This is a genomic window from Actinomadura sp. 1N219 (genome assembly GCF_044326405.1).
Classification (GTDB): Bacteria; Actinomycetota; Actinomycetes; order Streptosporangiales; family Streptosporangiaceae; genus Spirillospora.
This window is the reverse complement of the sequence record NZ_JBIRAY010000006.1, coordinates 271238-286957: the sequence shown is the minus strand read 5'-3', so window position 1 is coordinate 286957 and position 15720 is coordinate 271238. Positions and strand designations below refer to the sequence as shown.

The following is a 15720-nucleotide window of genomic DNA, read 5'->3' as shown; positions in this document are numbered from 1 at the left end:
AAGACGGTGGCCACACGGTGTGACGACAGGACGTGCGACGGACAGACAGCGCGTGACAGACAGAGCCTGAGTACAGAAAAAGCCTGAGTGCAGACAGAGCCTGAGTGCTACTCGCTCATTGGTTCGGGATTTCCCCCCGGCCTGGACGAAAGGTGACGAGTGGGCGTCGAGATCAGAGTCGAGGGCCTGACCAAGTCCTTCGGTCGCCAGGTGATCTGGCAGGACGTGTCGCTGAGCATCCCCGCCGGTGAGATCTCCGTGCTGCTGGGCCCGTCCGGCACCGGCAAGTCGGTCTTCCTCAAGTCGCTCGTCGGGCTCCTCAAGCCCGACCGCGGGCACATCTGGATCGGTGACCGGGACCTGCCCCGCCTGCCCGAGTCGAAGCTCTACGAGACGCGGAAGCTGTTCGGCGTCCTGTTCCAGGACGGCGCCCTGTTCGGCTCCATGAACCTCTTCGACAACATCGCCTTCCCGCTGCGCGAGCACACCAGGAAGCGCGAGTCCGAGATCAAGAACATCGTGCTCGAGAAGATGGAGATGGTCGGCCTGCTCGGCGCCGAGCACAAGCTGCCCGGCGAGATCTCCGGCGGGATGAAGAAGCGCGCCGGGCTGGCCCGCGCGCTGGTGCTGGACCCCGAGATCCTGCTGGTGGACGAGCCCGACTCCGGCCTCGACCCCGTCCGCACCGCGTTCCTGAACCAGGTGTTCATCGACCTCAACGCGCAGATCGGCGCGACGTTCCTCATCGTCACCCACGACATCAACACGGCCCGGACGCTGCCCGACAACATCGGCCTGCTGTACCAGCGCCACCTCGCCATGTTCGGGCCGCGGGAGATGCTGCTGACCAGCGAGGAGCCGGTCGTCCGGCAGTTCCTCAACGCCAGCAAGGTCGGCCCGATCGGCATGTCCGAGGAGAAGGACGAGTCGGAGCTGGAGGCCGAGGCGAAGCTGGGCCACGACCCCGGCAAGCTGCCGCCGATCCCGCCGCAGCAGATGCCGAGCAACGGCATGCTCCGCGCCGGGATGCACGCGCCCGGCGCCTGGTGCGCGGCGCACGGCGTCACCCCGCCGCCCGGATCGTTCGTCGACGACCTGGGACGCAACTGGGTGGAGGAGTGGCCGCGGTACGTGGCGTCCATGACCCCGGTCGGCGCGCACGGCGGTCCCGGTGCGCCCGGTGCTCCGGGCGGCCCCGGCGGACCAGCCGGACCAGGCGGGCGCTTCCCGGGCAACCCGCCGCCAGGACGTCATGGGTCGGGTGCAGGGTACTGATGTCCCCTCCCGATACCGGTATCGGCGCGGGCCGGCGACGGGGTAGGAAGGGCGGCGGCTCTTCCGTGACGTTCCGCAAGGTCGGCGACGGCATGGCCAACGTCCTGGTCAAGGAGCCCGGACGGTTCTTCGCCCTGTGCCTGGACACCGGCCGCGCGACGTTCAAGTGGCCGCTCCAGTGGCGCGAGTTCATCCAGCAGGCGTGGTTCATCGTCAGCGTCACCGTCGTCCCGACGATGCTGGTCGCGATCCCGTTCGGCGGAATCCTGTCGTTGCAGGTCGGCGGGCTGATCCGGCAGTTCGGCGCGCAGTCCTACACCGGCGCGACCGCCGTGGCGGCGATCGTCCGGGAGGCGAGCCCGCTGGTCACCTCGCTGCTGGTCGCGGGCGCCGCCGGGTCGGCGATCTGCGCCGACATCGGCTCCCGCAAGATCCGCGAGGAGATCGACGCGATGGAGGTGCTGGGCATCAACCCGCTGCACCGCCTGGTCGTCCCGCGGATGCTCGCGTGCGCGTTCGTCGCGCTGTTCCTGAACGGCCTGGTCTCGGTGGTCGGGCTGATGGGCGGCTACTTCTTCAACGTCATGCTGCAGGGCGGCACCCCGGGCGCGTACCTGGCGTCCTTCAACGCGATCGCGCAGCTGCCCGACCTGCTGCAGGCCGAGTTCAAGGCGTTCGTGTTCGGCATCACCGCAGGGCTCGTCGCGGCCTACAAGGGCCTGAACGCCAAGGGCGGCCCGAAGGGCGTCGGCGACGCGGTGAACCAGACCGTCGTCATCACGTTCATGCTGCTGTTCGTGGAGAACTTCCTGATCTCCTCCTTGTACTTCCAGCTCGTCCCGTCGAAGGGGATGTGATGGCGGCGCCTGGCAAGACGGGGAAGACGATGTCCCGGGTGGTGAACGCGCCGCTGCAGCGGCTGGACGACTTCGGCCACCAGATCTCGTTCTACGCCCGCGCCTTCGCGTGGACGTTCCGGGTGCTGCGCCGCTACCGCTCCGAGGTGCTGCGGCTGCTGGCGGAGGTCAGCCTCGGCACCGGCGGCCTCGCCGTGATCGGCGGCTCGGTGGTGATCGTCGGCTTCATGACGTTCTTCACCGGCAGCCAGGTCGGGCTGCAGGGCTACGAGTCGCTGAACCAGATCGGCACGGCCGCGTTCACCGGGTTCGTCGCGTCGTACTTCAACACCCGCGAGATCGCGCCGCTGGTGTCGGCGCTGGCGCTGTCGGCGACGGTCGGCTGCGGGTTCACCGCGCAGCTCGGCGCGATGCGGATCTCGGACGAGATCGACGCGCTGGAGGTCATGGCCGTCCCGTCGATGCCGTTCCTCGTCACGACCCGGATGCTGGCCGGGATGGTCGCGGTCGTCCCGCTGTACATCGTGGGCCTGCTCGCGTCCTACGGGGCGACGCGGGTCATCGTGACCGTGTTCTACGGACAGTCCACGGGCACCTACGATCACTATTTCCATCTGTTCCTACCGCCGAACGACATCTTGTGGTCATTCGGAAAAGTGATCATCTTCTCGGTGCTGGTGATGCTGATCCACTGCTATTACGGCTACCACGCGAGCGGCGGCCCGGCGGGCGTCGGCGTCGCGGTGGGCCGCGCCGTCCGCACCAGCATCGTCGTGATCAACGTGACCGACCTGATGCTCGGCATGGCGATCTGGGGCACGGGCACCGGCGTCCGGATCGGCGGGTGACGGCGCGGTGAGCGAACGGATCAGATACCGGCTGCTCGGCACGGCGATGGTCATCGTGATCGGCCTGCTGCTGGCGCTGACGGTCGCCTTCTACAACAAGGCGTTCACCCCGGTGACCGAGGTGACCGTGGACGCCGAGCGCGCCGGGCTGCAGCTGCTCCCGCACTCGGACGTGAAGGTCCGCGGCCTGATCGTCGGCGAGGTGCGCGGGATCGACGCGACCGCGAAGGGCGCGACGCTGCGTCTCGCGCTCGATCCCGGCAAGGCGAAGCTGGTCCCGCGCAACGTCCAGGCGCGGCTGCTGCCGAAGACGCTGTTCGGCGAGAAGTACGTCGACCTGCAGATCCCCGCGCAGCCGGGCCCTCTGGGGCTGGCGGAGGGGGCCGTCATCCAGCAGGACCGCTCGCAGGCCGCCGTCGAGATCGACAAGCTCCTGAACGACCTGCTGCCGCTGCTGCGCGCGGTGAAGCCGGAGCAGCTGAACGCGACGCTGAACGCACTCGCCACGGCCCTCCAGGGACGCGGCGACCAGATCGGCCGGAACCTGGAGCAGGCGGACGAGCTGCTCCGGAAGATCAACCCGCAGCTCGGCACGCTGGTGCACGACCTGAACGGCCTCGCGGACGTGTCCGACGTCTACCACGCCGCCGCGCCCGACCTGCTGCAGACGCTCCGCAACCTCAACGTGACCAGCAAGACGATCACCGACGAGAAGGCGACGATCGAGCAGCTGATCCCGGCGACCACCAACCTGGCCCTGGACGCCGACACCTTCATGCGGCACAACGGCCCGAAGATCATCGGCGTCAACATCGCGAACCGGGACGTGCTGGGCCTGGTCGCCCGGTACTCGCCGTCGCTGCCGTGCGTGTTCGCCGGCCTCACCAAGATCAGGCCGGACGCCGAGGAGGCGGGCGGCGGCAACGGCTCCAAGACGTTCAACCTGACCATCGAGATCGTCAAGCCGCGGCCGGGCTACAAGTACCCGCTCGACCTGCCCGAGGCCAAGGACCAGCGCAACCCGCGCTGCTACGGCCTGCCGAACCCGAAGGTCCCGTTCCCCGACTACCTGGCCCTGGACGGCACCCAGGACGACCTGTGGTGGAAGAACCCCGATGACCCGAACGCCCCCGCCGCAGGCGGGCGCGGCAGGGCCCTGTCCAACGTGTTCGTCGACCCGGGCTCCATGAGCGAGAAGGAAAAGATCAAGAACGTGGTCGGGCCGATGACGCGGACCCAGGCCGGCGACGTCTCCGACGTGTCGGCGCTGCTGTTCGGCCCGCTGCTCGCGGACGGATCGGTGGTGACGATCAGGTGAGGACGACCAGCGCCGCGATCAAGCTGACGATCTTCGTGGTCGTCACCTCGGTGGCCACCGGCGTGCTGGCGATGACGATCGCCAACCTGCGGTTCCGGGAGACGATCGAGTACAAGGCGATCTTCACGGACGTGACCGGCCTGCTGGACAACGACGACGTCCGCGTCGCGGGCGTCCGGGTCGGGCAGATCGAGGGCGTCCGGCTGCACAAGGGGAACCAGGCGGAGGTGACGTTCAGCGTCCAGGAGGGCGGGGTCTTCAGGAACGGGCTGCCGTCGTCCACGAAGGCGCAGATCCGCTACCGCAACCTGATGGGCCAGCGGTACCTCGCGCTGACCGACGGCGCAGGGGCGTCCAACGCCTACCTCGACCCCGGCGACACGATCCCGGTCACGCAGACCGCGCCCGCGCTCGACCTCACGACGCTGTTCAACGGGTTCCGGCCGCTGTTCCGCGCGCTTGAGCCGAAGGACGTCAACACGCTCGCGATGCAGCTCGTCCAGGTGCTGCAGGGCGAGGGCGGGACGATCAACAGCCTGCTCGCGCACGTCGCGTCGCTGACCAACACGCTCGCCGACCGGGACAAGGTCATCGGCCGGGTGATCGACAACCTGAACAGCGTCCTCGGCACCATCGACCAGCGGCACACCCAGGTCGACCAGCTGATCAGGGACCTGCGGAGCTTCGTCGGCGGCGTCTCCGACGACCGGCAGGCGATCTTCGACTCGGTCACCGCGATCAACGGCCTGACCGGCACCACACAGGACCTGCTCGCCGACGCCCGCCCGAGCCTCCGCAACGACATCGCCGGGCTCCAGAAGCTGACCGCGACGCTGGACGCGAACAAGCGCGACCTGGACAAGGGCCTGCAGCGGACGCCGGTCCGGCTGGAGAAGCTGGTCAACATCTCGTCCTACGGGTCCTGGTTCAACATGTACATCTGCGGCATGGACGCGAAGGTGCGCCTGCCAGGCGGCCCCGTCTACCAGACACCGGCGATCATGAACGAGAACGCGAGGTGCAAGTAGATGAGGGTCACGTTCCGGGAGCGCAACCCGGTCCCCATCGGCCTCTCCGGGTTCGCGGTCATCATCGTCCTGGTGGTGCTGGCGATGAACCTGGAGAGCATCCCGCTGATCTCGGGCGGCGACACGCACACCGCCGCGTTCAAGGAGGCCGCCGGGCTGAAGAAGGACGAGGAGGTCCGCATCGCGGGCGTCAAGGTCGGCAAGGTCACCGACCTCGAACTCGACGGCGACCGCGTCAGGGTCACCTTCAAGGTGGACGACGGCGTCCGGCTCGGCGACCGCACCGAGGCCAGCATCAAGATCAAGACGGTGCTCGGCGCGCACTACGTGGCGCTCACCCCGCGCGGCAAGGGCAGGCTCGGCCGCAACATCCCGATCGAGCGGACGCACGTCCCGTTCGAGGTCGTCCCGGCGATCAGCGAGCTGAGCCGGCGGGTCGGCGCGATCGACGTCCAGCAGGTCGCGAAGTCGTTCGACGTGCTGTCGGAGACGTTCAAGAACTCCCCGGAGGAGGTCCGGGCGTCGCTGCAGGGCCTGCGGCGGCTGTCCAACACGGTCGCGTCGCGCGACGACCAGCTGCACGAGCTGGCCGGCAAGGCCAAGGACGTGTCGAAACTGCTCGCCGACCGCAACCAGGACTTCGCCAAGCTCGTCGCGGACGGCGACCGGGTGCTGCAGGCCGTCCAGGCGAGGCGCGCGGTCATCCACCAGCTCCTCGTCAACACCGTGGCCCTGTCCCAGCAGGTCAACGCCCTGATCAGCGAGAACGAGAAGCAGCTGCGGCCGATGCTGAACAACCTGGCGAAGGTCAACCAGGTGCTTCTGAAGAACCAGGACAACCTCGACCGGATCCTGCAGCTGTTCGCGCCGTTCGCCCGGCAGTTCGCGGACGTCACCGGCACCGGACGCTGGTTCGACTCCTGGATCCAGAACCTCATCCCGATCCCCGCGTCCATCCAGGCCCCGAAGGGCGGCGGCACGACCACCAGAAAGCCGGGCGGCCAGACCGGCAACACCGACAACCCCCTCCCCTTCCTCCCGTGACTTCCGTGACTTCCTCCCGTGACCAGGCAGGTTCGTAGTGCGTAACTCGGCGACCATCCTTCGCCTCGGCGGCGCGGTCCTCGCCGTCGCAGTGCTGGCGGCCGTGCTCCTGCCGGTGTTCCAAGGGCCCGAGCAGCGTCATCTGACGGCGTACTTCACCAAGACCGTCGGCCTGTACAAGGGCGCGGACGTCCGCATCCTGGGCATCCCGGTCGGCGAGGTCACGAGCGTCGAGCCGGTCGGCGACTCGGTGAAGGTCGAGCTGAGGTACGACGCCAAGTACAAGGTGCCCGCGAACGCGCAGGCCGTCATCATCAACCAGACCCTGGTCGCGGACCGCTACATCCAGCTCACGCCCGTCTACAAGGGCGGCGGCGTCCTGGCGGACGGGGCGACGCTGACGACGAGCCGCACCGCCGTCCCGGTCGAGGTGGACGAGGTCGGCGGCAGCCTGAACGACCTGTCCAAGGCGCTGGGCCCGCAGGGCGCCAACGCCCCCGGCCCGAACGGGCAGGAGGGCTCGCTGTCGCGGCTGCTGCAGGTTGGCGCGGCGAACCTGAACGGGCAGGGCGACGACATCCGGCAGACGATCGAGGACGCGTCCAAGGCGCTGAGCACGCTCAGCACCGACCGCGGCGACGTCGCCGAGACGATCAAGAACCTGCGGATCATCACGGACGCGATGAAGGCGAACGACCAGCAGATCAAGTCGTTCACCGGGCACCTCAACGGCGTGTCGGGGCAGCTCGCGGGGGAGAAGGAGGAGCTCAGCGCGGCCCTCAACACCCTCGCGCCGACGCTGCGGAACGTGCAGCGGTTCGTCAAGGACAACCGGAGCGAGCTGGCCGCGAACGTCCGGCAGCTCGCGCAGATCACCGGCGTGCTGGTGAAGGAGAAGGGCGCGCTCACCGAGATCCTCACCGCGGGCCCGCTCGCGATCAACAACCTGGCCCGCGCGTACGACCCGATCAGCGGCACGATCCACACCCGCGACAACTTCCGCCAGTTCCACGACCTCGCCGACTGGATCTGCTCGCTCGCCTACTCGGTGGGGACGCCGGCGAAGCAGTGCCTGGACTTCGTCCGCCCGTACAACGGGATCGGCAAGGCGCTGACGGGCTTCAGCCTGGACCTGTCCTGGATCACGGCGCTGACCACGCACTACGACCCCGTCCCGATCCCGCCGGACGCCTACGGCCCGCAAGGCCCGCCCAAGTCGGGCACCACGAACAATGCGAGCAGGCCGACCGACGTCACCGCGCTCCTGCCCGGAGGTGGCCGATGACCACGACACGGCGGACATGGCTGGCCGGGGTCGCCGCGGCGGTCGCGGGCGCGGTGGCCCTGTCGGGCTGCTCGTTCAACGGCGTCGAGTCGATTCCGCTGCCCGGCGGCGCCGATCTCGGCTCGAACCCGAAGACCGTGAAGATCGAGTTCGAGAACGTGCTGGACCTCGTCCCGCAGTCGGCGGTCAAGGTCAACGACGTCTCGGTCGGCCGGGTCGACAAGATCGACCTCGCCGGCGGCGCCAGGGGGACGGGCGGGCAGAGCGGCTGGCACGCCGTCGTCACCGTGAAGATGCGCGGGGACGTCAGGCTGCCCGACAACGCCGTCGCCACGATCGGCCAGACCAGCCTCCTCGGCGAGAAGTTCGTGCAGATCGAGCCGCCGCGTAACGAGGCCCCGGCCGGGGAGCTGGCCTCCGGCGACCTGATCCCGCTGAACCGCACGATCAAGGGCACCGAGATCGAAGAGGTGCTGTCGGCGATGTCGCTGCTGCTGAACGGCGGCGGGCTGGAGCAGGTCTCCACGATCAGCCACGAGCTGCAGGCCGCGATGAGCGGGCGCGAGCCCACGATCAGGTCGGTGCTGCACCGCGTCAACACCTTCGCCGGGACGCTCGACCGCAACCGCGCCGCGATCACCCGCGCCCTCGACAGCATCGACCGGCTGACCGGCAAGCTGTCGGCCGAGCGCAAGACGATCCAGGACACCATCGACGAGACCGGCCCGGCGATCTCCGTCCTCGACCGGAACCGCGCCGACCTGACCAAGATGCTGGTCGCGCTGAACAAGCTCAGCCGCACCACCACCTACGTGATCGACCAGTCGAAGGCCGACCTGCTCGCGAACCTCCAGGACCTCGACAAGATCCTGCGGAACCTCAACAAGGCGGGCTCCGACCTGCCGAAGTCGCTGGAGTCGCTGATCACGTTCCCGTTCCCCGCGACGTTCGGGAACACGATCGAGGGCGACTACGGCAACGTCCGGCTGACCCTCGACCTGGACTTCGAGTCCATCGCGCAGAACCTGCTCGGCGGCACCGACCTCGAGGTCCTGCTCGGCAGCGGCAAGGAGATGCGCAACATGCTCCAGGTGCCGAACGTGACGCTGCCCGACACCCCGCTCGGCGTGCTGCCGCAGATGCCCGGCGACACCGGCGGCGGCTCGGGCGGCTCCGGCGGGCTGCTGCCGGGCCTCCCCGGCCTGCCGGGCGTTGCGGGGGCGACCACTCCGGCGCCGACGAAGGCGCCCTCCGGCACGAGACCGTCCGGCACGAAGACGGGAGGCACCCCGTGATCCTCAAACGCGGCGTCATCCTCCAGCTGATCGCGTTCGCGGTCATCACCGTCGTCGGCGTGACGATCGTGTCGGTGAACTACATCGGCATCGGCCGCGACCTGCTCGGCCGCGAGTACGTCGCCTACGTCGACCTCACCGACTCCGGCGGCGTGTTCACCAACGCCGAGGTCACCTACCGGGGCGTTCCGGTCGGACGGGTAGGCCCGATCGAGCTGACCAGGGACGGCATCCGCGTGAAGCTCCTCATGGAGCGCGGCGAGCGGATCCCGCGCGACGGGACGAAGGCGGTCATCGCCAACCGGTCGGCGGTCGGCGAGCAGTACGTCGACCTGGAGCCCACCAAGAAGACCGGCCCCTACCTGGACGAAGGCGACCCGTACACGATCCCGCGGAACCGCACCACGCTGCCCGTGTCGACGGCCGAGCTGCTCCGCAACGTCGACTCGCTGGTCGGCTCGGTGAACACCAAGGACATCGGCGTCATCGTGGACGAGCTGGACAAGGCGTTCTCCGGCTCCGCCGAGGACCTCCAGTCGATCCTGGACGACACCGACCGCCTCCTGAAGACCGCCGAGGCGGCCTACCCGGACACCAAGCGGCTCCTGGACAACAGCGTGACCGTCCTGGACACCCAGCGCGGCCAGGGCGCCAACATCCGCGGCTTCGCCAGCAACCTGAACGAGCTGACCACGTCCCTGCGCAACGACGACCCGGCCCTGCGCAAGACCATCCAAGGCCTACCGGGAGCGGTGAGCGAGAGCCACAAGGCCATCAATCAGCTAGCGCCCACGCTGCCCGTCCTCCTGGCGAACCTCACCACCACCGGCCAGATCATCTCGTCGCGCAAGGCGGGCCTACGGTCGCTGTTCATCCTTTACCCGGTGACGGTCGCGGGCGCGTCCACCGTCAACCCGGGCGACGGCACCCAGCACCTGGGCCTCGCGCTGAACATCGACTCGCCGCCCGCGTGCACCGAGGGCTACGAGAAGACCAAGCACCGCTGGCCGCAGGACACGTCCAAGAAGAAGCCGCGGCTGGACGCCGGCTGCAAGGCCCCGCACGACGCGTCGACCGGCGTGCGCGGCCCCCGTAACTTCCCGCGCGACGCCATCTCGCCCTTCCCGCAGGTCCCGCCGGGCGCGACCGCAGGTGCCGGATTCCCGGAGGGCGGCGCGACCGGAAACGACGGCGACGGCAAGACCGAGGCCAAGTCCTCGGGCAAGAACTCCGGCAACGGCAGCGGCAACACCGCGGCGGCCCCTACCGGCCAGCTGTCCGATGGACGGCTCTACCTGTCGTATCCGGCCGATTCAGTCGAATTCGCTGGATACGATCCAACGACCGGTGCGGTCTACGGCCCCGACGGCAAGCGATACGTCATGCCCCGCAGCGCCGGTACCCGTCAGTTGGGAGAGGAATCCTCGTGGAAGTGGCTCCTTCTCGGACCGCTGAGCCAATGAGGCGCGGCCTGTCTCCGGCGATCGTGATCGCCCTGAGCGTCGTCGTGATCGGCCTCGCCGTCGCGTCCGGCTGGCTCGGCGTGGTCACCCTCCAGAACCGGGACGACGCCGACCAGAAGGCCCAGGCGATCCAGTCGGCGCGGCAGATGGGCGTCAACCTGATGTCGCTCGACGCGTCCACCGCCCAGCGCGACCTGGACCGGATCGTGGGCGGCACCACCGGCGACCTGAAGAACAAGCTGGCCTCCCAGTCGAAGGCCTTCATGGACCAGGTCACCAAGTACAAGGCGAAGTCGACGGTCAGCGACGTCGACGCCGCGCTGGTCTCCATCGACGACGACTCGGCCGAGGTGATGGTCTCCCTGAACGGCACCGTCACGAACGACAAGGTGAAGAACGGCACGCCCCAGGGTTACCGGTACCAGATGGACCTCTCGCGGGTCGACGACCGGTGGCTCGTGTCCGGACTGGAGGTCGTCCCGTGACGATGCTCGGCCGGGGCAAGCGCTCCGACACAGGCAAGAAGAAGCCGAAGGACAAGGCCGCGGAACAGGCCGCCAGGGCCGAGGAGGCGGCCGAGGCCGCGCGGCTCGCCGAGGAGGCCGCCGACAAGGCCCGCGAGGCCGCGCGCCTGGCGAAGATCGCCGCGGACGAGGCCGCCGCCGAAGCCGACGAGTCAGACGAGTCGGATGAGTCCGAAGCGCCCCCCGAAGACTCCGAAGATGGTGCGGAAACCAAAAAGGCCGTCAAATCACTCCAGAAGCCGCGGCGCCGCCAGAAGGACTCCGAAGACGCGTCCGACGATGACGGCGCGTCAGCGGAGGACTCAGCCTCCCCGGAGGCCGCCTCCGCCACTTCGGACGCCGCCGAGACGGACGAAGACCCCGAAACCGACGAAGACGCGTCAAAGCCGGTCAGGCTCAAGAAGACCGCAGCGCGCAAGACCGCGCCCAAGACTGCTGCTACGCCCCGGCACCGGTTCCGATCGGGGAGCCCGACGGCGGTCGTCGCCGTCCTGGTCGTCCTGATGATCGCGTTCGGCGCCGGCACCACGGCTCTCGCCCTGGAGGTCCGCGAGCAGAACGCGACCGAGACGGCGAGCAAGGAGGCCTCGTTCGCCGCGTCCCGCGCGGCGCAGAAGCTGTCGTCGTACGACTACCAGACGCTCGACGCCGATCTGAAGGCCGCGTCCGCCACGACGACCGGCAAGCTGCGCACCGACTACGACAAGCTCGCCCAGCAGCTCCGCACGGTCGCCGCGCAGCAGCAGGCCGTCTCCACCACCACGGTCATCAAGGTCGGCGTCGCGAGCGCGACCCCTGACAAGGTCGTGGCGCTCGTCTACGCGAACCGGTCGTCCGCCACGAAGGCCGACAAGCAGCAGCGCCTCCCCGAGCCGCTCCGGATCCGGATGACGATGGTGAAGCAGGACGGGAAGTGGCTCGCGTCGGAACTCACGGTCATCTCCTGACCAGCGCGTATCAGTTCGCGACACGTGTTTCGGGACGGCGGCGTCCGGCCTGCGCGGGGGCTTAAACTATGGCCTTCCTCACTGCAGGTCAGAGCCCGAAAAGTCCAAGTCCGCTCTTGACTGAAAGGCGCTGAGGGGCGATGCTCCATGGCAACGTGATGCATACTGCGGCGCTAGAGTTGCGAGCGGTGTGGCAGGTCGGCTACACTGCCCCTTTGCGCTGCCCTCTGACTATCCGCGTGTGAGACAACCCCTGCCCTGGTCCGTTTTGGACCTCTCTGTGCAGGTCTCGGACGCGGATCGTCTGGCGTGCGTGTCACCAGTTTACGCCGCGAGCCCTCGGAAGGACCACTCTTGGCAGCCTCGCGCAACGCCTCGAATACCGCAACCGGTCCGAACCGCGTCTCCTTCGCGCGCATCAAGGAGCCGCTCGAAGTCCCGGACCTCCTTGCTCTGCAGACCAACTCGTTCGACTGGCTGCTGGGCAACGAGAGGTGGAAGGCCCGGGTCGAGGCGGCCCAGAAGGCCGGAAGTAAGAGCGTCCCGACGCAGTCGGGGCTGGAGGAGATCTTCGAAGAGATCAGCCCGATCGAGGACTTCTCCGGAACCATGTCGCTGTCGTTCCGCGACCACCGGTTCGAGCCGCCCAAGTACTCCGTCGAGGAGTGCAAGGACAAGGACATGACCTACTCCGCCCCGATGTTCGTCACGGCGGAGTTCATCAACAACACCACGGGCGAGATCAAGAGCCAGACGGTGTTCATGGGCGATTTCCCGCTCATGAGCCCGAAGGGCACGTTCATCATCAACGGCACCGAGCGCGTCGTCGTCTCCCAGCTCGTCCGGTCTCCGGGCGTGTACTTCGACCGGGCGCTCGACAAGGCCTCCGACAAGGACATCTACGGCTGCCGGGTCATCCCGAGCCGCGGCGCGTGGCTCGAGTTCGAGATCGACAAGCGCGACAACGTCGGCGTGCGCATCGACCGCAAGCGCAAGCAGCCCGTCACGGTGCTGCTCAAGGCGCTCGGCTGGGACGAGGCGCGCATCCGCGAGCGCTTCGGCTCCTACGAGTCGATCAACGTGACCCTGGAGAAGGACCACACCTCCGGCCAGGACGACGCGCTCCTCGACATCTACCGCAAGCTGCGCCCGGGCGAGCCGCCCACGCGCGAGTCGGCGCAGACGCTCCTGGAGAACCTGTACTTCAACCCGAAGCGCTACGACGTCGCCAAGGTCGGCCGCTACAAGATCAACAAGAAGCTCGGCCTCGACCTGGACATGAACCAGGGCACCCTCACCGAGGACGACATCGTCGCGACGATCGAGTACCTCGTCCGGCTGCACGCCGGTGAGGAGGAGGCGACCCTCGGCGCCGTCGCGGTGCCGATCGAGGTCGACGACATCGACCACTTCGGCAACCGGCGGCTGCGCACGGTCGGCGAGCTCATCCAGAACCAGGTCAGGCTCGGCCTGGCCCGGATGGAGCGCGTCGTCCGCGAGCGGATGACCACCCAGGACGTCGAGGCGATCACGCCGCAGACGCTGATCAACATCCGGCCGGTCGTCGCCTCCATCAAGGAGTTCTTCGGCACCAGCCAGCTGTCCCAGTTCATGGACCAGACCAACCCGCTGGCCGGCCTGACGCACAAGCGTCGCCTGAACGCGCTCGGCCCCGGCGGTCTGTCCCGTGAGCGGGCCGGCATGGAGGTCCGCGACGTCCACCCGTCCCACTACGGCCGCATGTGCCCGATCGAGACGCCGGAAGGCCCGAACATCGGCCTGATCGGCTCGCTCGCCGCGTTCGGCCGGGTCAACCCGTTCGGGTTCGTCGAGACGCCGTACCGGCGCGTCACCGACGGCATCGTCACCGAGCAGATCGACTACCTGACCGCCGACGAGGAGGACCGCTTCGTCATCGCGCAGGCCAACTCCCTGCTCAACGACGACGGCACCTTCGTCGACGACCGGGTCCTGATCCGCCGTAAGGGCGGCGAGGTCGAGCTCGTCCCCGCCCGCGAGGTCCAGTACATGGACGTCTCGGCGCGGCAGATGACCTCGGTCGCCACCGCGATGATCCCGTTCCTGGAGCACGACGACGCGAACCGCGCGCTGATGGGCTCCAACATGCAGCGCCAGTCCGTCCCGCTGCTGCGCAGCGAGGCGCCGCTGGTCGGCACCGGCATGGAGTACCGCGCGGCGACCGACGCCGGCGACGTCATCACGGCCGAGAAGGCCGGCGTCGTCGAGGAGGTGTCCGCCGACTACGTGACCGTCATGAACGACGACGGCACCAGGACGACCTACCGCGTCTCCAAGTTCAAGCGGTCGAACCAGGGCACCTGCTTCAACCAGAAGCCGATCGTCGAAGAGGGCGCCCGCGTCGAGCTGGGCCAGGTCATCGCGGACGGCCCCTGCACCGACGACGGCGAGATGGCGCTCGGCAAGAACCTCCTCGTGGCGTTCATGCCGTGGGAGGGCCACAACTACGAGGACGCCATCATCCTCAGCCAGCGCCTGGTGCAGGACGACGTCCTCTCCTCGATCCACATCGAGGAGCACGAGGTCGACGCCCGCGACACCAAGCTCGGCCCCGAGGAGATCACCCGGGACATCCCGAACGTCTCCGAGGAGGTCCTCGCCGACCTCGACGAGCGCGGCATCATCCGCATCGGCGCGGACGTCGTCCCCGGCGACATCCTGGTCGGCAAGGTCACGCCGAAGGGCGAGACGGAGCTGACCCCGGAGGAGCGGCTGCTGCGCGCGATCTTCGGCGAGAAGGCCCGCGAGGTGCGGGACACCTCGCTGAAGGTGCCGCACGGCGAGCAGGGCAAGGTCATCGGCGTCCGGGTGTTCTCCCGCGACGAGGGCGACGAGCTCCCGCCCGGCGTGAACGAGCTGGTCCGGGTGTACGTCGCGCAGAAGCGCAAGATCACCGACGGCGACAAGCTGGCCGGACGGCACGGCAACAAGGGCGTCATCTCCAAGGTCCTCCCCGTCGAGGACATGCCGTTCCTCGAGGACGGCACCGCGGTCGACATCGTCCTGAACCCGCTCGGCGTCCCCGGACGCATGAACGTGGGCCAGGTCCTGGAGACCCACCTCGGCTGGGTCGCGTCCCGCGGCTGGAAGATCGAGGGCGACGACCAGGACTGGAAGAAGGCGCTCAACGCCATCGGCGCGTCCGAGGCGCCGCCGTGGACGAACACCGCCACGCCGGTGTTCGACGGCGCCCGCGAGGACGACGTCACCGGCCTGATCGAGAGCACCCTGCCGAACCGCGACGGGCAGCGTCTGGTCGGTCCGGGCGGCAAGGCGAGGATGTTCGACGGCCGCACGGGCGAGCCCTACAAGGACCCGATCTCGGTCGGCTACATCTACATCCTCAAGCTGCTGCACCTGGTCGACGACAAGATCCACGCCCGCTCGACCGGTCCGTACTCCATGATCACCCAGCAGCCGCTCGGCGGTAAGGCGCAGTTCGGCGGCCAGCGCTTCGGTGAGATGGAGGTGTGGGCGCTGGAGGCGTACGGCGCCGCCTACGCCCTGCAGGAGCTTCTGACCATCAAGTCCGACGACGTCCTCGGCCGCGTGAAGGTGTACGAGGCCATCGTCAAGGGCGAGAACATTCCCGAGCCCGGCATCCCCGAGTCCTTCAAGGTGCTCATCAAGGAGATGCAGTCGCTGTGCCTCAACGTCGAGGTGCTCTCCAGCGACGGCATGTCCATCGAGATGCGCGACACCGACGAGGACGTCTTCCGCGCTGCGGAGGAGCTCGGCATCGACCTGTCCCGGCGTGAGCCGAGCAGTGTCGAAGAGGTCTGATCAACTCAAGGGGA

General features: G+C 68.5%; 12 protein-coding genes. All 12 read left to right on the top strand.

The window, feature by feature from the left end; all coding sequences use genetic code 11:
* Positions 1–159 precede the first annotated feature (159 nt).
* The 12 genes from ACH35V_RS21005 (at position 160) to rpoB (ending at position 15706) form a co-directional block, all read left to right on the top strand.
* Entirely contained in the window at positions 160–1275 is a 1116-nt protein-coding gene (locus ACH35V_RS21005) for an ABC transporter ATP-binding protein (RefSeq protein WP_395974531.1), read from the top strand.
* A gap of 92 nt (positions 1276–1367) precedes the next feature.
* On the top strand, positions 1368–2132 hold the full coding sequence (locus ACH35V_RS21000; RefSeq protein ID WP_395974750.1) for an MlaE family ABC transporter permease: 765 nt from the start codon (positions 1368–1370) through the stop codon (positions 2130–2132).
* Entirely contained in the window at positions 2132–2980 is an 849-nt protein-coding gene (locus ACH35V_RS20995) for an MlaE family ABC transporter permease (RefSeq protein WP_395974530.1), read from the top strand. Before ACH35V_RS21000 ends, ACH35V_RS20995 begins: the two co-directional genes overlap by 1 nt.
* 7 nt (positions 2981–2987) lie before the next feature.
* Positions 2988–4298: an MCE family protein gene (locus ACH35V_RS20990; protein ID WP_395974529.1), complete on the top strand. Its 1311-nt coding sequence runs from the start codon at positions 2988–2990 to the stop codon at positions 4296–4298.
* Positions 4295–5326 (top strand): MCE family protein, encoded by a 1032-nt coding sequence (locus ACH35V_RS20985; RefSeq protein WP_395974528.1) that lies wholly within the window; start codon positions 4295–4297, stop codon positions 5324–5326. The genes ACH35V_RS20990 and ACH35V_RS20985 overlap by 4 nt, the downstream gene beginning before the upstream one ends.
* Positions 5327–6370 (top strand): MCE family protein, encoded by a 1044-nt coding sequence (locus ACH35V_RS20980; RefSeq protein ID WP_395974527.1) that lies wholly within the window; start codon positions 5327–5329, stop codon positions 6368–6370.
* Positions 6371–6407: 37 nt separating this feature from the next.
* Positions 6408–7655 carry an MCE family protein gene (locus ACH35V_RS20975; protein ID WP_395974525.1) on the top strand — a complete coding sequence of 416 codons (1248 nt, stop codon included), beginning with the start codon at positions 6408–6410 and terminating at the stop codon, positions 7653–7655.
* Complete coding sequence (locus ACH35V_RS20970) at positions 7652–8950, top strand: MCE family protein (RefSeq protein ID WP_395974524.1); 1299 nt, start codon at positions 7652–7654, stop codon at positions 8948–8950. Before ACH35V_RS20975 ends, ACH35V_RS20970 begins: the two co-directional genes overlap by 4 nt.
* A complete protein-coding gene (locus tag ACH35V_RS20965) occupies positions 8947–10413 on the top strand; it encodes an MCE family protein (RefSeq protein ID WP_395974522.1) in 1467 nt (488 codons plus the stop codon). Before ACH35V_RS20970 ends, ACH35V_RS20965 begins: the two co-directional genes overlap by 4 nt.
* The gene (locus ACH35V_RS20960; RefSeq protein WP_395974521.1) at positions 10410–10898 is read left to right on the top strand and encodes a hypothetical protein; all 489 of its coding nucleotides are present in this window, start codon (positions 10410–10412) and stop codon (positions 10896–10898) included. Before ACH35V_RS20965 ends, ACH35V_RS20960 begins: the two co-directional genes overlap by 4 nt.
* Positions 10895–11884, top strand: coding sequence for a hypothetical protein (locus ACH35V_RS20955; RefSeq protein WP_395974519.1), 990 nt, complete (start codon positions 10895–10897; stop codon positions 11882–11884). The genes ACH35V_RS20960 and ACH35V_RS20955 overlap by 4 nt, the downstream gene beginning before the upstream one ends.
* 354 nt (positions 11885–12238) lie before the next feature.
* Positions 12239–15706, top strand: coding sequence for a DNA-directed RNA polymerase subunit beta (rpoB, locus tag ACH35V_RS20950; protein WP_395974518.1), 3468 nt, complete (start codon positions 12239–12241; stop codon positions 15704–15706).
* Positions 15707–15720: the final 14 nt, after the last annotated feature.

What these genes read in the sequence shown, in the direction of transcription:
- ACH35V_RS21000 (WP_395974750.1), top strand. Translation starts at nt 1,368, where the DNA reads ATGGCCAACGTCCTGGTCAAGGAGCCCGGACGGTTCTTCGCCCTGTGC.
- ACH35V_RS20995 (WP_395974530.1), top strand. Translation starts at nt 2,132, where the DNA reads ATGGCGGCGCCTGGCAAGACGGGGAAGACGATGTCCCGGGTGGTGAAC.
- ACH35V_RS20980 (WP_395974527.1), top strand. Translation starts at nt 5,327, where the DNA reads ATGAGGGTCACGTTCCGGGAGCGCAACCCGGTCCCCATCGGCCTCTCC.
- ACH35V_RS20970 (WP_395974524.1), top strand. Translation starts at nt 7,652, where the DNA reads ATGACCACGACACGGCGGACATGGCTGGCCGGGGTCGCCGCGGCGGTC.
- ACH35V_RS20960 (WP_395974521.1), top strand. Translation starts at nt 10,410, where the DNA reads ATGAGGCGCGGCCTGTCTCCGGCGATCGTGATCGCCCTGAGCGTCGTC.